The sequence below is a fragment of the Tabrizicola sp. genome (assembly GCF_030373185.1).
Taxonomy (GTDB): Bacteria; Pseudomonadota; Alphaproteobacteria; order Rhodobacterales; family Rhodobacteraceae; genus Tabrizicola.
Genome location: NZ_JAUCZH010000007.1, coordinates 228,171 through 246,976 on the forward strand (window position 1 = coordinate 228,171; position 18,806 = coordinate 246,976).

Consider the following 18,806-nt stretch of genomic DNA (forward strand, 5'->3'; position numbering starts at 1 on the left):
GCTTTTCATTGTGCCGCCCGCGCCGTTGCAAGGGTAGCATCGGTCAACGGGACGCGCTCACCCGCCCGGATCACCGCAGGGTCATAGGCCTTGCGCGCAAACACCTCGCGCACAAGGTCCGCGAAATCCTCGACCTGCATCGTCGGATATGCCGGATCGAAACTCGACTGGTCCCACTGCTCGCAGAAGGCATCGCAGTCGTCGAAATAGGCGTGACCCTTGAAACGGTCCCGCGCATGGCGATTGCCGCCAGTGTGGTGCGCATAATACAGCCGCTGGAAATCACCGTGCTTTTCCACCACCCATGTGACCTGCTCGCGCACGAAGGGCTTCAGGATCGCTGCGGCGTATTCATCGTGATTGTAGGGCGCGAAGATGTCGCCGATGTCATGCAGCAATGCAGCCACCACCCAGTCTGTATCCGCCCCCGCCCGCCAGGCCCGCGTCGCCGCCTGCAACGAATGACCCAGCCGCGTCACCTGATAACCCGACAGGCTTTCATCCAGCGCCACCAAGGCGCCCAACAAACGATCCGCCGTCCCCGCCGCATACTCCCGCTCATGCACATCCAGCATTGCGTAATCGCTCGCATCGCCTTCCTTCATCGCGGTGAATTTGACCTTGTCCATGTCAGCACCCCACCGGCGCGCGCTTTTCCAGCTTCAGCCGGGCGCGCACTTCCGCCGGGGTGATCACCCGTGCGCCCATGCTTTCCACGATGGTGCAGGCCCGCTCCACCAGTTGCGCGTTGGTTGCCAGAACGCCCTTGTCCAGCCAGAGGTTGTCTTCCAGCCCGACGCGCACATTGCCACCACCCAGCACCGCCGCCGCCACATAAGCCATCTGGTTCCGTCCAAGGCCGAATGCCGACCAGTGCCAGCCCTGCGGCACGTTGTTGACCATCGCCATGTAGGTGTTCAGATCATCCGGCGCGCCCCACGGCACGCCCATACACAGTTGCACCAGCACCGGGTCGGGGATCACACCCTCACGCACCAGTTCCTTGGCAAGCCACAGATGCCCGGTGTCGAACGCCTCGATCTCGATCCGCACCCCCGCCGCCGTCATCCGCCTGGCCATGTCGCGCAGCATGCCCGGCGTGTTGACCATCACATAATCGGCCTCGTTGAAGTTCATCGTGCCGCAGTCGAGCGTGCAGATCTCCGGCCGGCATTCCACCACATGTGCAACCCGCTCTTCGGCCCCCGCCATATCGGACCGCGGGCCAATGCGCCCCATGTCCTCGGTGCCTTCAAAGTAGATGTCGCCGCCCATGCCAGCGGTCAGGTTCAGCACCACGTCTGTATCGCTGTCGCGGATGCGCTCGGTCACCTCGCGGTAATATTCCAGGCGACGAGAGGGCTTGCCCGTCTCGGGGTCGCGCACATGGCAATGCACCACAGCCGCCCCCGCCTTGGCGGCCGCGATGGCGCTATCTGCGATCTGCTTTGGCGACCGAGGCACATGCGAGCTGCGGTCCTGCGTGCCGCCCGATCCGGTCACGGCACAGGTGATGAAGACTTCGCGGTTCATGGTCAGCGGCATGGCACCCTCCCTTGTTGAGACCCAGCATAGCCCGCTTGCGCGCCCACGCTTTGCACTTTACGAAATCTTCATGACGCAAAACGCAATCTTCACTCGCGCGACCAGTCCCCTGACGATCGCTCTTTTCGTTCTTCCACAAGCCTCGATCCTTGAGGTCGCGTCGGCACTCGATCCCCTTCGCAACGCCAACCGCCATCTTGGGCATGAAGCCTACCGCTGGCGCGTCGTCACACCCGATGGCCAACCCGTACCGCTGACCTGCGGTATCGAACTCCCCTCCTCCGGAAATCTCGCAGACGCCAGCGGAGCCGACGCTCTTGTCGTCATTGCGGGCTATCGGCTGGCCGAGGTCGCCACCCGCCCCCTGATCCGCGACCTGCGACGCATCGCCCCGCGCTTTCAGCTGGTAGGAGGTGTCGACGCCGCCCCCTGGGTCATGGCGCGCGCAGGGCTGCTGGACGGCCACCGTGCCACCGTGCATTGGGAAGACCTCGAAGATCTCGCCGCCGCCCATCCCGAAATCGACGTGGTTCCCGACCGCTACGTGATCGACCGCAACCGCGCCACCATCGGCGGTGCCGCGGCCGCATCGGATTTCATGCTGCACCTGATCCACGCCCGCCATGGGGCGGCGCTGGCCCGCCAGGTCGCCGCCAGCTTTCTTGCAACCGTCCGCAAGGGAACCGAGCCTCAGATCGCCCCAACAAGACAGGACCCCGCCCTTGACCCCCGGGTCGCCCGCGCCGTGGCGCAGATGGAGGCAGCATTGGACGCCCCCGCACCTATCCCGATCATCGCGGCAAGCCTCGGCCTGTCCCCCCGCCGCCTTGAAACCCTGTTCCGGCAGAACCTCGGCCTCACACCCGGCGCCTACGCCCTTGGCCTGCGCCTCGCCGCCGCCCGCCGCATGCTGACCGACACCAGACACCCCCTGTCCGAAATCGCGCTCCGCACAGGCTTTTCAAGCCCGGCGACCCTGTCCCGCGCCTTCCGGGCAAGGTTTGGCCAGCCCCCGGGATCACTTCGACCAGCAGGCTTCCTCTCTGCCCAAATATCCCACGGGGGTGCGGGGGTGTGAAACCCCCCCTTACGCCGCGTCCAGCAAGCCCCGGCCTTTCAGCAATGCCTCTACCCCCGGCATCCGGCCCCGGAATTGCAGGTAAAGCGCTTCGGGGTCTTCCGACCCGCCCGCCGACAGGATGAACCGCTCCAACCGCGCCGCCACCTCCGGATCAAACGGATCGCATGTCTCCTCGAATGCGGCAAAGGCATCGGCGTCCATCACCTCCGACCACATGTAGCTGTAGTAGCCGGCCGAATAGCCGTCGCCGCTGAAGACATGCGCGAAATGCGGCGTGGCGTGGCGCATCCGGATGGCGCGCGGCATGCCCAAGGCCTCCAGCACCTCGGCCTGCTTCTGCATCGGGTCCGCAGGTGCCGCCCCGGTGTGAAACTCCAGATCCACCAGCGCCGAGCTTACAAACTCCATCGTCGCAAAGCCCTGATCATAGGTTCCGGCCGCCAGCAGCCGCTCCAGCATGTCACCGGGCATCGGCTCGCCTGTCTCATGATGCCGCGCGTGCGCCTCGAGCACGGCTGGCACCTCCAGCCAATGCTCATACAATTGGCTCGGCAGTTCCACGAAATCCCGCGCCACCGAGGTGCCGGAAATGAAGCCATAGGTCACATCCGACAACATCTGGTGCAGCGCATGGCCGAACTCGTGAAACAGCGTCCGCGCGTCGTCATAGGACAAAAGCGCCGGGTCGCCCTTGGCAAAGTTGCAGACGTTCACCACGATCGGCCGTACATCACCGCCCAACTTGCGCTGCGACCGCATCGCCGAACACCAGGCGCCCGACCGCTTGGACGCCCGCGCGAAGTAATCACCCAGAAACACCGCCACATGATTACCCGCCCGGGTAACCTCCCACCCCCGCACATCCGGGTGATAGAACGGGCGCTCGATCTCGCGGAACTCCAGCCCGAACAATCGGTTGGCACAGTCAAACTGCGCCCCCAGCATTGCGTCCAGTGACAGGTAAGGCTTCAGCGCCGCCTCATCCAGATCATGCTCGGCCTTGCGGCGCTTCTCGCTGTAATAGCGCCAGTCCCATGCTTCCAGCTGTGCGGGAAACCCATCGGCCACCATCATCGCCTCCAGCACCGCCGCATCAGCCTCGGCCTTGCGCTTGGCGGGCTCCCAGACCCGCATCAACAGATCGCGCACTGCGCCCGGCGTCTTTGCCATCTCCGGCTCAAGCTTGAAGGCCGCGAAATCAGCATAGCCCAAAAGCCCCGCCCGCTCCGCCCGCAGCGCCAGAATCTCCGCCGCCACAGCCCGGTTGTCCGTCTCGCCCCCATTGGCCCCACGCGCCACCCAAGCCTCATAGGCCTTCTGCCGAAGCGCACGATCCGGTGAAAACTGCAGGAACGGCACGATCAGGCTGCGGTTCAACGTCACCACCGCACCAAGCCCGAGCTCTGCCCCCGCCGCCCGGGCGGCGTCCTGCACAAAGCCCGGCAGCGCGGCCAGATCGGCCTCGGCCAGTTCCATGAACCAACTGCGCTCGTCCGCCAGAAGGTTCTGCCCGAACGCCGTCCCCAAGACCGCCAGCCGGGATTTCACCGCCGTCAACCGCTCCGCCGCCGCCCCCTCCAGCGCCGCGCCAGACCGGACGAACATCTGCCGGTAAAGCGTCAGCACCCGCATCTGCTCACCCGTCAGCCCCAACCCCTCACGCCCCTGCCAAAGCGCCTCGACCTTGCCCCACAATGCCTTGTTGTTGGTCACTTCACTGGAAAACGCACTCATCTTCGGCGCAAGATCCCGCATCAACGCTTCTCGAGCCTCGGTGCTGTCGGCCCCGGCAAGGTTGTAAAACAACCCCGCCACCCGATCCAGATCCCCTTCCGCCAGTTCCAGCGCTTCGATCACCTCGGAGAATGATCTCCCCGGCCCCTCGGCAATCGCCCGGATGTTCGCCCGCGCCCGCCCAAGGGCCTCATCGAACGCCGGTCCGAAATCCTCATCCCGCACTTGCGCAAAGGGCGGCAAGCCGAACGGCGTTTCCCAAGCCTGAAGCAGAACATTCATGGCAACTCTCCTTTGCCCGAAAACCTAGGCGCGCCCACCTCCAAGGTCCACCCTTCGCCCTTGCTCTTTTTTGGAAATACTCTCTGGGGGATTGGGGGGCGAAGCGCCCCCGACGTCGAAGCCGGTTGCGCGCTTGCGCGCGGAGGCAAGAAAGAGGAATGCGCGGAACGCGCTCAATATGCTTACCGCCGGTCCCGCCCGCGCAACCGCGCCTCCAGCCGCCGCAACACCAGACTGAGGCCGATCGTCATCGTCAGATAGATCAGCGCCGCCACGTTATAGGTTTCGAAATATCGAAAATTTCCCGCCGCCGTGACCTTGGCCAGTTGGGTGATGTCCGTCACCCCCAGCACGCTGACCAATGACGAATCCTTCACCATCGCCACGAAATCATTGCCAAGGGGTGGCAGCACCATCCGGAACGCCTGCGGAAAGACGATATGGCGGAAACGCTGCCAGCCGTTCAGGCCCAAGGCCTTGGCCGCCTCGATCTGGCCCTTGTCCACGGCCTGCAAACCGGCGCGGAAGATTTCGGCCAGAAAGGCCGAATAGGCCAGCATCAGCGCAATCACCGCGCGCCACAAAAGCGGAAAATCCCGCCCCCGCACCTCATCAAGGCCCAAAGGCACCGCCAGCCAGTTCCACCCGGCCACCAGCCCCGGCGCCACCACGAAAGCCACATAAAGCAGCAAGACGATGATCGGGATGCCCCGCATCACCTCGATATAAAGCCGGGCCGCCTGCCGCAGTACGATGAAGCGCGACATCCCCGCCAGCGCCAGCCCAAGGCCGATCAGGCAGGCCCCGAAATAGGCCACCAGCGTCACCAGAACCGTGATCCAGATACCCTTGGACAGCGTGTTCAGTGCAGCGGAATAGACGTCGCTCGCCCAGACCTCATAAAACAGCCAAAGGCCGGTGACCGTCACGATCACCAGCCACCATGGAAAGTCCTTGTCGGGTTCGGGGTTCGGGGTCATCGACAAGGCCCGGACGTCACCGCCCGGGCCATCTGGCCTTACTCGCCCATCTTGTAGTCAAGGAACCATTTGGTGTTCAGCGCATCGATCGTGCCGTCCGCACGCATCGCGGCAATCGCGGCATTCATCGGTGCCACAAGGTCGCTGCCCTTGGGGAAGATGAAGCCGAAATCCTCGGTCCCCAGCTTTTCGCCCACGATCTTCAGACCACCGGCGCTGGCTTCGACATAGCCCGCCCCTGCCGTCCCATCGGTCAGCACCAGATCGACGTCACCGGATTTCAGCGCCTCGACCGTTGCGCCGAAGGTCTCGAACAGCTTGATCCGCGGGTTGGCCTCATTGCCATCCAGCACATCATAGACGCCAACATAGAACGGAGTGGTCCCCGGCTGCGCCGCCATCAACAGATCGGCATCTGCGGCAAAGCTGACGGCATCGCTGAAGCGTTCCTCATCGCCGCGCACCATCATCACCATTTCGCTGGTCATGTAGCTGTCAGAAAAATCCACCTGCTCCCTGCGGTCATCGCGGATGGTGATCCCGGTCATCCCCAGATCGAACTGGCCTTCCGACACCGCCGGGATCATCGCATCCCAGGAGATGTTCTCATATTTCACCGCAATGTTCAGCCGATTGGCGATTTCAGCCATCGCGTCATATTCCCAGCCCACAGCCGCGCCCGAGGCATCAAGGAACTGAAGCGGTGGATAGGCATTTTCGGTCACCACAACCACCTCGCGCCCGGCCAGATCAGGCAAGCTCTGGGCGAAGGCAGGTGCGGCAAGCAGGCCAAGGCCCAAAAGGGCGGCAGCGGTCAGTTTCATAAGTCAGGCTCCCCATGATGATTGTTTTGCGCAACCATGCCGCGCGCCCGACCTAAGCACAAGATGCCCGGTCGACCTTGTACCAAGACCGCCCTGTGCCAAGTCCCTTGACCGCACCAGCCGGATGACCGACCCTCTGGCCAGGAGGGCCTGCCCAATGTCCCATCCCACGCCCCGCGCCATGTCACTTTCGGCAGCCCATATCGCCCGCGTTCACCGAGATGTGCCAGACACTGGCCCGCCGCCGGGGATGGACTTGCACAACGACGCCGACTATGCCGATTGGGTTTCCCGCATGTCGCAAGATGCGCCGCCCGGCCCGCTGCGCCTTTTCGCCTATGGCTCACTGATCTGGAAGCCCGAGATCGACCATACCGCCGAGACGCCCGCCATTGCCCATGGCTGGCACCGAAGCTTCTGCCTCCGGATGATCCGCTTTCGCGCCACGCCAGACTGCCCCGGCCTGATGATGGCGCTTGATCGGGGCGGCAGTTGCAGGGGTGTTCTTTACGACCTGCCAAATGGCGCACTTGCCCCGACGCTTGACCGGCTTTTCCGGCGTGAATTCACGGTCAAGCCGATAAATTCGATGCCCCAGTGGATCACCGTCGGCACCCCGCAAGGCCCGGCAACCGCACTTGCCTTTGCGATGAACCGCGCCTCACCCGCCTATACCGGCCGGATGTCCCCGGGCGATCAGGCAAAAATGCTGTCACGCGCCTGCGGGCATTGGGGCAGCGGGGCGGAATACCTGCTGAACACCGTGACCCACCTTGAAGCGCGCGGCATCCACGACCGCACCTTGTGGACCTTGCAGCGTCTTGTCGCGGCGCAAATCGATGCGCTGCAATAGCGGCCCATGCGTTTGCGATGCCGCGCTTCGATCGGCTGCGCGACGGCTCAGCCCGCTGCTGCCCCCGCCCGCTTGCCGGCACAAATCGCACAATCTTCCCGGCGCTTCACCCCGATCACCCGGGTCTCGGCATAAAGCGCGTCATGGATCAACAGCCGCCCCATGAGGGTTTCGCCTGCCCCTGTCAGGTGCTTCACCGCCTCCATCGCCATCGTCGCCCCGATGACCCCCGGCAAGGGGGCCGCCACCCCCGCCTCAGCACAACTCGGCACCAGCTCCGCCGCAGGCCGCACCGGAAAGACGCAAGCATAGCAAGGCCCACCCTTCGCCGGATCGAAAAGGCTCACCTGCCCCTCCCACTGCGTCAGCGCGCCCGAGATCAGCGGCACCCCGGCTGCCACGCAAACCCGGTTGACCAGATAGCGGGTGTCGAAATCATCCGTTCCATCCAGCACCAGATCATATTCCGCCGCCAGCGCGGCGGCGTTTTCTTCCGACAGTTTGCGATGATAGGGGCGCACCTCGATGAACGGATTAAGCGCCCGCATCGCGATTTCGGCGGAAAAGACCTTGGGCATCCCGATCCGCTGATCGGCATGGATCACCTGCCGTTGCAGGTTCGACCCTTCGACCACATCGGCATCAATCACCCCGATCGTCCCGACCCCGGCTGCTGCCAGATACAACAGCGCCGGCGACCCAAGGCCCCCCGCCCCAACAACCAGTACCTTCGCCGCCTTCAACCGCTTCTGCCCCGCCCCACCGATCTCGCGCAGAAGGATATGGCGGGCGTAACGCTCCAGTTCCGCCTCGCGGAAGGTGCCGGCGACCGGGGCAGCTGCCACCGGGTCCGCCGCTTTCCGGCGCCGCACTGCCCGCAACAGGCTGCGATACCCAAGGCCCAGCGCGGCCAACAGACCAAAGACCAGCCAGCCGCCGAAATCCCCGCCAACCACCCGGGCCAATGGGTTTTCCACCTGCATCGGCATATGCGCGACCATCAGGATCACCCACCAGCCCACCGCAAGCACGAACCACCTGTCGCCCCAGCCGCGCCAGCGGCCCAACGCCCACAGGCCAACAAAGCCCAGAAGCCCGATCATGCCCGCGCCCTCACGCCCGTCCGGTAGAGCCAAAGCCCCCCGTCCCCCGCGCGGTTTCGTCCAGCGCCTCGACCACCGCAAAACCCGCCTGCACCACGGGTGCCACCACAACCTGCGCCACCCGGTCGCCATGCCGGATCGTATACGGCTCAGGCCCCAGATTGATCAGCGATACACCCAGCGGCCCGCGGTAATCGCTGTCGATGGTGCCGGGGGTGTTCGGCAGGGTGATCCCATGCTTTGACGCCAGCCCCGACCGGGGCCGAACCTGCATCTCATACCCGACCGGGATTGCCACCCTGATCCCGGTGGGACAGATCGCCCGCCCCATCGGCGCCAGCACCAGCCCACTTTCCCGCGCCTCGGGCGGAAAGTTCGCACAGAGGTCCGCCCCCGCCGCCCCTGCCGTCTGATAGGCGGGCAACGGCAGCGACCGGTCGGCCCAGCTTTCCCAAACCACACTCACCAGAGGCCGCATCGGATGTCCATTCATCTGTCTCCAAATATCCCCGCCGGAGGCTTCCACCGCCTCAACCCGCCAAGGCGTCGGCAATTCGCAAAGCCAACTGCCGCGCCACAGCGTCCTTGCCCATCCGGGGCCATGTCTCGGCCCCCGCCCCGGTGATCAGGGTGACCGCGTTTTCGGCGCCGCCCATGATGCCGGTGCCGGGCGACACGTCATTCGCGACGATCCAGTCACAGCCCTTGCGCGCTCGCTTGGCGGTAGCATGGGCCACCACATCGGTCGTTTCCGCCGCAAACCCCACCACCAGCCGCGGGCGCTGCGCGCTTTGCGACAGCTGCGCCAGAATGTCCGGGTTCTCGGCAAACTCCAGCGCGGGGCCGATGCCCGCCGCACCCTTCTTCAGCTTCTCGCCCGCCGCATTGGCCACCCGCCAATCCGCCACCGCCGCCGCCATCACCGCCGCATCCGCCGGCAAGGCCGCCGCCACCGCCGCAGCCATTTCCGCTGCGGTCTCGACCGCCACCACCGTCACCCCTGACGGGGCCGGCACGGCGGCAGGTCCGGTCACAAAGGTCACCCGCGCGCCCAGATCGCGCAGCGCCGCACCAATCGCCGCCCCCTGCGCGCCCGAGGATCGGTTGGCGATATAGCGCACCGGATCAATCGGTTCATGCGTCGGACCCGAGGTGACAAGCACATGCCGCCCCGCCAAAGGTCCACTTCCGTCACCCGGCCCCAGCGCCGCACCGATCGCCGCGACAATCGCGGGCGGTTCCGCCATCCGCCCCGGCCCGAATTCGCCGCAGGCCATCTCACCCTCATCCGGGCCGACCACCAGCACGCCGTCACCTCGCAGAGCCGCCAGGTTGCGCCGCGTCGCCGGATGATCCCACATCCGCACATTCATCGCCGGGGCCACCAGCGTCCGCTTGTCCGTCGCCAGAAGCAGGGTCGAGGCCAGATCATCCGCCCGCCCCCCCGCCATCTTGGCCAGAAGGTCCGCCGTCGCCGGGGCCACCACCACCAGATCGGCGGCTCGGCTCAGCTGGATATGGCCCATCTCGGCCTCATCGGTCAGATCGAACAGGTCTTGATAGACCTTCGCCCCCGCCAATGCGCCCACGCTCAGGGGTGTCACGAACTGCGATCCCGCACGGGTCAGCACCGGCACGACCGACCCACCGGCCTTCTGAACCAGCCGGATCAGCTCCAGCGCCTTGTAGGCCGCGATCCCGCCGCCGATGATCAGAAGAATACGCTTGCCTGACAGCATGGTCCGGCCCCCCTTGGTGTGAATTCAAGGTGTAGGGGCCAAGTGACGCAAACTCAACACCCGCCCTGCCTGCGCGACCCCCGGCCTTCCCTTCGCCAGATATCCCCGCCCAAGGCACCGAAGCCGAAGCGCGCCCGCGCGCAGGCGACCGAAAAAAACTTGCGGGCGCCCCTTGGCGCCCGCTCTGCTGGATCTCCACTGGCAAAGAAAGCCTACACCAGAAAGTGACGCACTTCGCGCGACTGGCCCTCAAGGCTCTTGCGCATCTTGGCAAAGGCCGCAGCTTCCAGCTGACGCACCCGCTCCTTGGAAAGCCCCAACTCCTCGCCCAGCGATTCCAGGGTCCGGCCCTCTTCCTTCAGCTTGCGCTCGGCCACGATGTAGCGTTCGCGCGCGTTCAGCGACTGCATCGCATTGACCAGCCAGCCGCGCAGCCGTCCGGTGTCATGTTCGCCTTCCACCGCTTCGGCGGCCTGCACGCCGTCATCTTCCAGCGCATCAATCCATTCGCGCCCGTCCTCATCCGAAGACTGCGTGGCGTTCAGTGAATAGTCGGACCCCGAAAGCCGCCCTTCCATCATCTCGACATCGTGCAGCGGCACACCAACCTCTGCCGCGACCATCTGGCGCAGCTGGTGCTGATCCAGCGTTTCGCCGCGCTGCGACGCCTCACGCTCCAGCTTGGCCTGAACCCGGCGCAGGTTGAAAAACAGCGCCTTCTGGCTGGAGGTGGACCCGGTCCGCACCATCGACCAGTTGCGCATGACGTAATCCTGAATCGACGCCTTGATCCACCAGACCGCATAGGTCGAGAAGCGCACGCCACGATCCGGATCGAACTTGTCAGCGGCCTTCATCAGGCCCAGAGAGGCCTCTTGAATAAGGTCATTCATCGGCGCGCCGTAGCGACGGAACTTTGACGCCATGCTGATCGCCAGCCGCATATAGGCGGTGATCAGCCGGTGCAGCGCCTGTTCGTCGCGCTGGTCACGCCACGCATAGGCCAGCCGCAATTCGGTTTCTGCGTCCAGCAATTCAGCTTTCATCGCTTTGCGCGACATCGTCTGGTCAGTATATCCGTCAAATGCCATGATGACCTCCAGATCGGTTAACTGCAGCGCTTTTGCCTGCCCTTTCCCATAATACGAGGCCTGAGCATGTCCGGATCACTTCACCGCACCGAATTGCCACAACTTACGCTTGTCGTCGGCGGCGCGCGGTCAGGCAAATCCGCCTTCGCCGAGCGGCTGATCTTTTCCACAACCCGCCCCCGGCGCTACATCGCCACCGCCGAGGCGTGGGATGAAGAAATGCGCGCCCGCATTGCCCAGCACCAAGAGGATCGCGGCGCTGACTGGGTGACGGTCGAAGCCCCACTCGACCTGCCCGTGGCACTTGGCTCTGCCAGCAAAGACGAAGTAGTGTTGATCGACTGCGCCACCCTGTGGTTGACCAATCATCTCTTGGCCAACCACGACCTTGCGGCTGAAACCGAAGACCTCGTCACCGCATTCGCCGCCTGTCCCGCGCCTGTGGTCATCGTCTCGAACGAAACCGGCTGGGGCATCGTTCCCGACAATGCCCTCGTCCGGCGTTTCCGCGATGCACAAGGCCAACTGAACCAGCGCCTCGCCGCCGAAGCGTCGCTTGTCGTCACCGTGATCGCGGGCCTGCCGCTGGCGCTGAAGGGCAGCATCCCGCCGCTGCCAAAGGCCCCGACGTGACCCGGCTCTGGTGGGTTCGCCACGGCCCGACGCATGAAAAGGCCATGACAGGATGGCGCGACGTGCCGGCTGATCTGTCCGACACCGCAGCCATTGCCCGCCTTGACGCCCACCTGCCACGGGCGGCGATCGTTACATCGTCAGACCTGCTTCGCGCCACCGCCACCGCCGAAGTGCTTGCCCAGGGGCGCAGCCGCCTTTCCCCAGACTCATCCTTGCGCGAAATCCATTTTGGCGACTGGGACGGCCGCCATTGGTCTGACATCGCCACGACCGACCCCGACCTGTCCCGCCTGTTCTGGGAACAGCCCGGTTCCCACCGCGCACCCAATGGGGAAAGCTGGGATGACGCCGCCGCCCGCGCCAGCACTGCCACCGACCGGCTTGTCGCCCGCCACCATGGCCAGGACCTGATCATCGTGGCGCATTTCGGCATCATCCTGACCCAGCTTGCCCGCGCAACCGGACAGACGCCCCATCAGGTGCTGGCCCAGACGATCGATCCGCTGTCGGTCACCTGCCTTGCCCATGACGCGGGCCAGTGGCAGGCGCTGTCGATCAATCACCGCCCGTGATCAAGACCCGCACAATTCAGCGTTTCCCTTTGCAGCCCTGCCTAGGTCAGATGCAGCCAGCGGAAAGGAAACACCATGCCCTATGACCTTGTGATCGGCGACCGCGCCTATTCCAGCTGGAGCCTGCGCGGCTGGCTCTTGTTCGACGCCTTTGGCATCCCGGTCAACTGCCACCGCGCCCGGCTTTACAGCGACGAGTTGCCAAAGCTGCTGCAAGGCTACTTCCCGGCCAGAACCGCCCCCACCATGCGCACCCCCGAAGGCTCGGTCGTCCCCGAGACCATCGCCATCGCCGAGGAACTGGCCAGCCGCCACCCCGACGCAGGCCTGTGGCCATCAGACCCCCACGCCCGCGCCACGGCGCGCGTGCTCGCGGCGGAAATGCACGCAGGTTTCACCGCGCTGCGCAGCCATTGCCCGATGAACCTGCGCGTCAGCTATACCGATTGCCAGCCCCCCGAGGCGGTGCTTGCCGACCTTTCCCGACTTGAAACCCTCTGGGCCTGGGCGCGGCAGACCACCGGCTCTGTCACCCCATGGCTGTGCGGTGACTATTGCGCAGCCGATGCTTTCTTCGCCCCCGTCGCCGCCCGCATCGCCGGTTACAACCTGCCGGTCAACCCCGACGCGATGGCCTATGTGAACGCCCATCTTTCCCACCCCGGCTTTCGCCGCTGGCGCGCGATGGGCATGGCCGACGGCCCCGATCAGGATTTCTACCGCCGCGACTACCCCCGGCGCGACTGGCCCGGCCCCACCCCGCTTTCCGCCCTCGCGGTTGACGGGACCAAGATTGACGGGACCAAGGCTGAAAATACCACTTGCCCGTACTCCGGCGCCCCCGTGACCCATTTCCTGGACCTGAATGGTCGCCGCTTCGGCTTTTGCAATGCCTTTTGCCGCGACAAGACCGCCGCCGATCCCGAGGCATGGCCGAAATTCATGGCTCTTTACCAATCGTAAACCATTCAGCCCTACCCGTTAACCAATGTGAACGTGGGGCATGTGAATGTGGGGCGGCGGGCCAGAATGATCAGACAACACACCCCCCGGCCCAGTCTCTGGCCCAGTCGCTGGCCCAGTCGCTGGCTCAGTCGCTGGCTCAGTCGCTGGCCCCATCGCAGGCATCCTGCATGACAGCCCGCGCCTATACCGTCGCCTTCGAGGGGGTAGAGGCCCGGCTGGTCGAGGTGCAATGCGCCCTCTCTCCCGGCTCACCCGCGTTCAACCTTGTGGGCCTGCCCGACAAGGCGGTGTCCGAGGCAAAAGAACGTGTCCGCGCCGCCCTTCAGGCGCTGTCGATTGCCCTTCCCGCCAAGCGGATCACGGTGAACCTGTCGCCTGCCGATCTGCCCAAGGAGGGCTCACACTTCGACCTGCCGATCGCCGTCGCCCTTCTCGCCGCACTCGACATCATTCCCCGCGACGAGGTTGAACGCATCGTCGCCTTGGGCGAACTTTCGCTTGACGGTCGGTTGATCCCAGTCGCTGGCGCCCTGCCCGCCGCCATGGCCGCCGCCGTTGAGGACCGCGCGCTTCTTTGCCCAAAGGCCTGCGGTGCCGAGGCGGCATGGGTCGGCGCGACTCAGGTTCTTGCCGCCGCTTCTCTTGAAGAGGTGCTGCACCACTATACCGGCCGCGCCCCGATCATCCCCGCCGAAGCGGGTGAGGTTACCCGAACCCGGAACCCCCGCGACTTTTGCGAGGTGAAAGGTCAGGAACGCGCCAAGCGCGCATTGGAAATCGCCGCTGCCGGACGGCATCACCTGTTCATGGTCGGCACACCGGGGTCTGGCAAATCCATGCTCGCCGCCCGCTTGCCCAGCATCCTGCCGCCTCTTTCGGCGGTCGAGGCGCTGGAAACATCGATGATCCATTCCCTCGCGGGCCTCCTCACCGAAGGCGGCATCTCCCGTGACCGTCCGTTCCGCGAACCGCACCACACCGCCTCCATGGCCGCCATCGTCGGCGGCGGGCGCGGCGCCAAACCGGGCGAGATCAGTCTTGCCCACAACGGCGTCCTTTTCCTTGACGAATTTCCCGAGTTTCCCCGCACCGTGCTTGATACCCTCCGCCAGCCGATAGAGACGGGAACCGTCATGGTGGCCCGCGCCAATGCACATATCCGCTATCCCTGCCGGTTCCTGCTGATCGCCGCCGCCAACCCCTGCAAATGCGGCTACCTCTCGGATCCATCGCGTGCCTGTGGCCGCGCCCCGATCTGTGGCGAAGACTACCTCGGCCGCATCTCCGGCCCCTTGATGGACCGCTTCGATCTCCGCGTCGAAGTTCCCCCCGTGGCTTTCGCAGATTTGGACCTGCCGGCCTCTGGCGACCCCTCGGCCACCATCGCCGCCCGGGTCGCCACAGCACGAGCCGTCCAGACCCGACGCTTTGCCAACCACCCCGAAGCCCGGGTGAACGCAGACCTGGAAGGCGCCACGCTTGAAACCTTCGCCACCCCCGATGCCGAAGGCAAATCGCTGATCTCTCGCGTAGCCGAACGGATGGGGCTCTCGGCCCGAGGCTACCACCGCGTCCTCAGGGTCGCCCGCACGATCGCCGACCTCGACGGAAGCGATCAGGTCCGCAAACCCCACATCGCCGAAGCGATCAGCTTCCGGCTGTCCTCGGCCACAGGCGGCCTTTGAGGGCGGCGCACACTGTGTTGAAAGCCTGACCTGCTCTTTTCAGAAATACTCTGCAAGGGTGTGGGGGTGCAAAACCCCCACCTGCAACCGTTCAGCACACGCATCATTCGCGGGCTGCGACCCTGCGGCAAGGCTCAGCCCGCGCGCTTGGCCTCGATCACTTCCCAGATCCGCGCGGCGGCGTTCGTTCCGTCAAAACGCTCCAACTCCTGAATCCCGGTGGGCGAGGTCACGTTGATCTCGGTCAGCCAATCGCCGATCACGTCGATCCCAACGAAAACCTGCCCCTTCTCACGCAAGACTGGACCGATGGCGGCGCAGATCTCCAGATCCCGCGCGGTCAGCCCCACCTTCTCGGGACGACCGCCAGCATGCATGTTCGATCGGGTCTCTCCGGCCTGCGGCACCCGGTTGATCGCCCCCACCGGCTCGCCATCAACAAGGATCACCCGCTTGTCGCCTTTCGATACATCCGGCAGAAACTTTTGCACGATCAAAGGCTCACGGTTGATGCCCATGAACAATTCATGCAGCGACGACAGATTGCGATCATTCGGATCCAGCCGGAACACCCCCGCTCCGCCATTGCCATAAAGCGGCTTCAGGATGATGTCGCCATGCCGCGCCTTGAACGCCCGGATCGTGCCAAGGTCGCGCGCAATGGCGGTTGGCGGGGTCAGGGTCGGGAACCGCAGCACCAAAAGTTTTTCGGGGCTGTTGCGCACCCAGAACGGGTCGTTCACCACCAGCGTGCGGGGGTGAATCATCTCCAGCAGATGGGTCGTGGTGATATAGCCCATGTCAAACGGCGGATCCTGTCGCAGCCAGACAACATCCATCTCGCCAAGATCGACTTCGGTCTCTTCGCCATAGCTGACATGATTGCCAACCTCACGCCGCAACTCGACCGGCCAACCCGTCGCTATCACACGACCTTCGACATAGGCCAGACGGTCGGGCGAATAGTAGAACAGCGAATGTCCCCGGGCCTGCGCTTCAACCGCAATACGAAAGGTCGAATCGGCATTGATATTGACCGATCCGATCGGATCCATCTGCAAGGCTACCTTGAGCGGCATGACTCTCTCCACCATGTTCGGACAGAGTGATGACCCAAGGCAGGGAAAGATGCAATTCAACCCGCGAAAGCGTTTTCCACAACTTCGATCCGGCCCTGCCCGTCAACAAGGGCAAGATCAATGCGAACATCGGTCAGAAGGCCATTCGGTTCCCCTGCGAGAAATTCATCCACCGTCGCAAAGATGCGTCCGATCTGGCGCGATGAAATATGCGACGCGGCCATGTCATGACTGCGGCTTTGCTTCACCTCGACAAAGATTACCGCGCCGTCATGCCGACCGATCAGGTCAATTTCGCCAGTGATCCCCCGCCAGTTCTGTGCGCAGATCCGAACGCCCATCGCTTCATAATACCGCGCGACCGAGGCTTCTGCCGCATGACCGGCGTGATAATTCATCCGACCACGCGTGGACCGGCTACGACGCACGGGATCAGAGACAAAGTCGAAGGGCATGGCAGCCTCATTGCAGCTCGGGCGGATCAGTCGCGGTCAAGATCAATCGCAATCCGGTAGACAATCTTGCGCGATACACCCAGAGTTTGCGACACAAACGTTGCTGCATCCTTAACGCTCATCGTGGCCAGCGCAGCACCCAGCGCAGCTGCTATGCTTTCGGCACTGGCCTCGGGTGGCGGGGCGCGGTCGACCAGCACCACGATCTCGCCTTTGACATCCCGGTCCGCGAAATCTGCCGCAAGTTGTCCGACAGTACCGCGCGAAACTTCTTCAAAGCGCTTGGTCAGTTCGCGGCAGACAGCCCCCTGCCGGCCTTCCCCAAGTGTTTCGACCATGTCTGCAAGCAGCTGACGCAGCCGCTTCGGGCTTTCGTAGAAGATCAGCGTTGCCTGAACGCCCGCAAGTTCCGCCAGAAACGACCGGCGCGCGCCTCGGGCTGCAGGCGGGAACCCGGCGAACAGGAACCGGTCCGATGGCAGGCCCGACAGGGTCAGCGCACAGATGGCGGCGCAGGGGCCGGGGGCGGCGGTCATCGGCAGGTCCGCCGCAGCAACCGCCCGCGCCAGTTCAAACCCGGGGTCCGAGATCAGCGGCGTCCCCGCCTCGGAGGCATAGGCAACACTCTTGCCCTCGCCGATCAGTGCCAGCAGGCGGGCAAGCGCACCTTCTCCGCTGTGGTCATGATAGGCAATGACCTGACGGCCTCCAAGCGGCACACCGTGGATTTCCATCAGGTGCCGCAGCGTGCGGGTGTCTTCGGCAACCAGCACATCCGCCCCCGCCAGCACATCCAGCGCCCGCAAGGTGATATCGCGGGCAGCCCCAATCGGTGTGGCGATGAAGTGCAGCCCCGGCGGAATGGCGCGCAGGGCCGGTTTATGGGCCGCATCGGGGGCGTCAGGTGACTGCCTCACAAGTTTACTTCCCTTCCCGAACCAATTACCTTGACCCGTGTTTACCTTGGCCCGTGTTCGGCGTGCCGCTGCAGAGTGAGGAACCTTCATGTTGTCCGCAATTCGCCGGACCCGCAAGTCGCTGGGTCAGTCTTTCCTTGTTCTCTGCGCTGCTTTGCTTTCGGCTTGCGTACCCGGTGGTGGGCCATCGACCGGCCCGGCAACTGGCGCCGGAGGTGCGGTTCAGGTGGCGCTGCTGATCCCCTCCGGTTCCGGTCAGGCGCAGGACGAGCTTTTCGGCCAGAACCTCGAGAATGCCGCGCGCCTTGCCATGGCAGACCTTTCGGGCGTGAAGATCGATCTCAAGGTCTACCGCACCGGCGGCAATCCGGCGCAGGCCAGCGCACAGGCCAAGCAGGCGGTGGATGAGGGCGCGCAGGTGATCCTCGGGCCGTTCTATTCGGAAGAGGCGAACGCCGCAGGCGCAGCCGCCGCAGGCTCCGGGGTGAACGTTCTGGCCTTTTCCAACAATGCCGCGATTGCGGGGGGGAACGTCTTTGTTCTGGGCCAGACCTTCGACAATACCGCCCGGCGGTTGGCAGGTTATGCGGTCCGAAATGGCAAGTCCAAGATCCTGATCGTCCATGACCGCAATGTCGCCGGCAATGTCGGCAAGTCGGCAATCGAACGCGGCGTCGCTGGTGCTGGCGGATCGGTGGTCGGTGTCACGTCCTACGAATTCTCGCAAAACGGGATTGTGCAGGCGGCGCAGGGCATTGTTGCAACCGCGCGGTCTTCCGGTGCCACAGCGCTTTTTCTGACAGCCGACACAGCCGGGGCGCTGCCGCTTCTGAGCCAACTTCTGGTCGATAACGGCATCGACCGGGCCAGCACCCAGTTCATCGGCCTGACCCGTTGGGATATCCCACCCGCCACGCTGGCCCTGCCCGGCGTGCAGGGCGGCTGGTTTGCGATGCCGGACCCGGGGCTTCAGGCACAGTTCCAGTCGCGCTATCAGGCGGCCTATGGGTCGGCTCCGGTTGCGGTTGCCGGGCTTGCCTACGACGGGATTGCCGCGATCGGCGCCTTGGCGCGGACTTCAAAGGGCGCTCCGCTCTCTCGTGAGGCGCTGACCCAGGGCGCCGGATTTGCCGGCGTTTCGGGCATCTTCCGCCTGTTGCCCAATGGCACGAACGAGCGTGGCCTTGCGGTCGCCGCGATCCGCGGCAATCAGGTCGTGGTGATCGACGCGGCACCGCGCAGCTTTGCCGGCTCCGGGTTCTGA

19 protein-coding genes are annotated in these 18,806 nt (G+C 64.7%); 7 read left to right on the plus strand and 12 right to left on the minus strand.

Annotation, left to right across the window (positions count from 1 at the left end; genetic code table 11):
• Positions 1–5: 5 nt before the first annotated feature.
• Both QUV21_RS14480 and QUV21_RS14485 read right to left on the minus strand, forming a co-directional pair.
• The gene (locus tag QUV21_RS14480; protein ID WP_300855888.1) at positions 6–629 is read right to left on the minus strand and encodes an HD domain-containing protein; all 624 of its coding nucleotides are present in this window, start codon (positions 627–629) and stop codon (positions 6–8) included.
• Position 630: 1 nt separating this feature from the next.
• Entirely contained in the window at positions 631–1,545 is a 915-nt protein-coding gene (locus QUV21_RS14485; protein ID WP_300855889.1) for a 3-keto-5-aminohexanoate cleavage protein, read from the minus strand.
• Between QUV21_RS14485 and QUV21_RS14490 the strand changes: the two genes are divergently transcribed.
• Positions 1,544–2,623: a GlxA family transcriptional regulator gene (locus QUV21_RS14490; RefSeq protein WP_300855890.1), complete on the plus strand. Its 1,080-nt coding sequence runs from the start codon at positions 1,544–1,546 to the stop codon at positions 2,621–2,623. The genes QUV21_RS14485 and QUV21_RS14490 overlap by 2 nt on opposite strands.
• Before the next feature lie 9 nt (positions 2,624–2,632).
• Here QUV21_RS14490 and QUV21_RS14495 read toward each other — a convergent pair whose 3' ends face one another.
• The 3 genes from QUV21_RS14495 to QUV21_RS14505 form a co-directional block, all read right to left on the minus strand.
• Positions 2,633–4,642 carry a M3 family metallopeptidase gene (locus QUV21_RS14495; protein WP_300855891.1) on the minus strand — a complete coding sequence of 670 codons (2,010 nt, stop codon included), beginning with the start codon at positions 4,640–4,642 and terminating at the stop codon, positions 2,633–2,635.
• A 182-nt stretch (positions 4,643–4,824) separates the two neighbouring features.
• Positions 4,825–5,622, minus strand: coding sequence for an amino acid ABC transporter permease (locus QUV21_RS14500; RefSeq protein WP_300855892.1), 798 nt, complete (start codon positions 5,620–5,622; stop codon positions 4,825–4,827).
• Positions 5,623–5,660: 38 nt separating this feature from the next.
• A complete protein-coding gene (locus QUV21_RS14505; RefSeq protein WP_300855894.1) occupies positions 5,661–6,446 on the minus strand; it encodes a transporter substrate-binding domain-containing protein in 786 nt (261 codons plus the stop codon).
• A gap of 157 nt (positions 6,447–6,603) precedes the next feature.
• On the opposite strand from QUV21_RS14505, the gene QUV21_RS14510 reads away from it, so the two are divergent.
• On the plus strand, positions 6,604–7,299 hold the full coding sequence (locus tag QUV21_RS14510; RefSeq protein WP_300855895.1) for a gamma-glutamylcyclotransferase: 696 nt from the start codon (positions 6,604–6,606) through the stop codon (positions 7,297–7,299).
• A gap of 47 nt (positions 7,300–7,346) precedes the next feature.
• Here QUV21_RS14510 and moeB read toward each other — a convergent pair whose 3' ends face one another.
• From moeB to QUV21_RS14530, 4 genes are all read right to left on the minus strand, one after another.
• Entirely contained in the window at positions 7,347–8,402 is a 1,056-nt protein-coding gene (moeB, locus tag QUV21_RS14515) for a molybdopterin-synthase adenylyltransferase MoeB (protein ID WP_300855896.1), read from the minus strand.
• Between the two features lie 10 nt (positions 8,403–8,412).
• Positions 8,413–8,880, minus strand: a complete 468-nt coding sequence (dut, locus tag QUV21_RS14520; protein ID WP_300856078.1) for a dUTP diphosphatase — start codon at positions 8,878–8,880, stop codon at positions 8,413–8,415.
• A 52-nt stretch (positions 8,881–8,932) separates the two neighbouring features.
• Positions 8,933–10,141, minus strand: a complete 1,209-nt coding sequence (gene coaBC / locus QUV21_RS14525) for a bifunctional phosphopantothenoylcysteine decarboxylase/phosphopantothenate--cysteine ligase CoaBC (protein WP_300855897.1) — start codon at positions 10,139–10,141, stop codon at positions 8,933–8,935.
• Between the two features lie 212 nt (positions 10,142–10,353).
• Positions 10,354–11,232, minus strand: coding sequence for an RNA polymerase factor sigma-32 (locus QUV21_RS14530; protein WP_300855898.1), 879 nt, complete (start codon positions 11,230–11,232; stop codon positions 10,354–10,356).
• 66 nt (positions 11,233–11,298) lie between these two features.
• Between QUV21_RS14530 and cobU the strand changes: the two genes are divergently transcribed.
• The 4 genes from cobU to QUV21_RS14550 all read left to right on the plus strand — a co-directional run bounded on the left by cobU (position 11,299) and on the right by QUV21_RS14550 (position 15,091).
• Positions 11,299–11,865 carry a bifunctional adenosylcobinamide kinase/adenosylcobinamide-phosphate guanylyltransferase gene (cobU, locus tag QUV21_RS14535; RefSeq protein ID WP_300855899.1) on the plus strand — a complete coding sequence of 189 codons (567 nt, stop codon included), beginning with the start codon at positions 11,299–11,301 and terminating at the stop codon, positions 11,863–11,865.
• Positions 11,862–12,440 carry a histidine phosphatase family protein gene (locus tag QUV21_RS14540; RefSeq protein WP_300855900.1) on the plus strand — a complete coding sequence of 193 codons (579 nt, stop codon included), beginning with the start codon at positions 11,862–11,864 and terminating at the stop codon, positions 12,438–12,440. Before cobU ends, QUV21_RS14540 begins: the two co-directional genes overlap by 4 nt.
• Positions 12,441–12,515: 75 nt before the next feature.
• On the plus strand, positions 12,516–13,403 hold the full coding sequence (locus QUV21_RS14545; protein WP_300855901.1) for a glutathione S-transferase: 888 nt from the start codon (positions 12,516–12,518) through the stop codon (positions 13,401–13,403).
• Positions 13,404–13,573: 170 nt separating this feature from the next.
• On the plus strand, positions 13,574–15,091 hold the full coding sequence (locus tag QUV21_RS14550; protein WP_300855902.1) for a YifB family Mg chelatase-like AAA ATPase: 1,518 nt from the start codon (positions 13,574–13,576) through the stop codon (positions 15,089–15,091).
• Positions 15,092–15,225: 134 nt separating this feature from the next.
• Here the strand turns inward: QUV21_RS14550 and gshB are convergent, their stop codons facing one another.
• The 3 genes from gshB to rsmI are packed head-to-tail and all read right to left on the minus strand — an operon-like array spanning position 15,226 to position 17,542.
• Positions 15,226–16,170, minus strand: a complete 945-nt coding sequence (gene gshB, locus QUV21_RS14555; RefSeq protein WP_300855903.1) for a glutathione synthase — start codon at positions 16,168–16,170, stop codon at positions 15,226–15,228.
• Between the two features lie 56 nt (positions 16,171–16,226).
• Positions 16,227–16,625 carry a YraN family protein gene (locus QUV21_RS14560; protein ID WP_300855904.1) on the minus strand — a complete coding sequence of 133 codons (399 nt, stop codon included), beginning with the start codon at positions 16,623–16,625 and terminating at the stop codon, positions 16,227–16,229.
• 26 nt (positions 16,626–16,651) lie between these two features.
• A complete protein-coding gene (gene rsmI / locus QUV21_RS14565; RefSeq protein ID WP_300855905.1) occupies positions 16,652–17,542 on the minus strand; it encodes a 16S rRNA (cytidine(1402)-2'-O)-methyltransferase in 891 nt (296 codons plus the stop codon).
• An 88-nt stretch (positions 17,543–17,630) separates the two neighbouring features.
• On the opposite strand from rsmI, the gene QUV21_RS14570 reads away from it, so the two are divergent.
• Positions 17,631–18,806: a penicillin-binding protein activator gene (locus QUV21_RS14570; protein WP_300855906.1), complete on the plus strand. Its 1,176-nt coding sequence runs from the start codon at positions 17,631–17,633 to the stop codon at positions 18,804–18,806.

Coding starts and splice junctions, on each gene's coding strand:
- QUV21_RS14480 (WP_300855888.1), bottom strand. CDS start 629: ATGGACAAGGTCAAATTCACCGCGATGAAGGAAGGCGATGCGAGCGAT.
- QUV21_RS14490 (WP_300855890.1), top strand. CDS start 1,544: ATGGCACCCTCCCTTGTTGAGACCCAGCATAGCCCGCTTGCGCGCCCA.
- QUV21_RS14485 (WP_300855889.1), bottom strand. CDS start 1,545: ATGCCGCTGACCATGAACCGCGAAGTCTTCATCACCTGTGCCGTGACC.
- QUV21_RS14495 (WP_300855891.1), bottom strand. CDS start 4,642: ATGAATGTTCTGCTTCAGGCTTGGGAAACGCCGTTCGGCTTGCCGCCC.
- QUV21_RS14500 (WP_300855892.1), bottom strand. CDS start 5,622: ATGACCCCGAACCCCGAACCCGACAAGGACTTTCCATGGTGGCTGGTG.
- QUV21_RS14505 (WP_300855894.1), bottom strand. CDS start 6,446: ATGAAACTGACCGCTGCCGCCCTTTTGGGCCTTGGCCTGCTTGCCGCA.
- QUV21_RS14510 (WP_300855895.1), top strand. CDS start 6,604: ATGTCCCATCCCACGCCCCGCGCCATGTCACTTTCGGCAGCCCATATC.
- moeB (WP_300855896.1), bottom strand. CDS start 8,402: ATGATCGGGCTTCTGGGCTTTGTTGGCCTGTGGGCGTTGGGCCGCTGG.
- dut (WP_300856078.1), bottom strand. CDS start 8,880: ATGCGGCCTCTGGTGAGTGTGGTTTGGGAAAGCTGGGCCGACCGGTCG.
- coaBC (WP_300855897.1), bottom strand. CDS start 10,141: ATGCTGTCAGGCAAGCGTATTCTTCTGATCATCGGCGGCGGGATCGCG.
- QUV21_RS14530 (WP_300855898.1), bottom strand. CDS start 11,232: ATGGCATTTGACGGATATACTGACCAGACGATGTCGCGCAAAGCGATG.
- cobU (WP_300855899.1), top strand. CDS start 11,299: ATGTCCGGATCACTTCACCGCACCGAATTGCCACAACTTACGCTTGTC.
- QUV21_RS14545 (WP_300855901.1), top strand. CDS start 12,516: ATGCCCTATGACCTTGTGATCGGCGACCGCGCCTATTCCAGCTGGAGC.
- QUV21_RS14550 (WP_300855902.1), top strand. CDS start 13,574: ATGACAGCCCGCGCCTATACCGTCGCCTTCGAGGGGGTAGAGGCCCGG.
- gshB (WP_300855903.1), bottom strand. CDS start 16,170: ATGCCGCTCAAGGTAGCCTTGCAGATGGATCCGATCGGATCGGTCAAT.
- QUV21_RS14560 (WP_300855904.1), bottom strand. CDS start 16,625: ATGCCCTTCGACTTTGTCTCTGATCCCGTGCGTCGTAGCCGGTCCACG.
- QUV21_RS14570 (WP_300855906.1), top strand. CDS start 17,631: ATGTTGTCCGCAATTCGCCGGACCCGCAAGTCGCTGGGTCAGTCTTTC.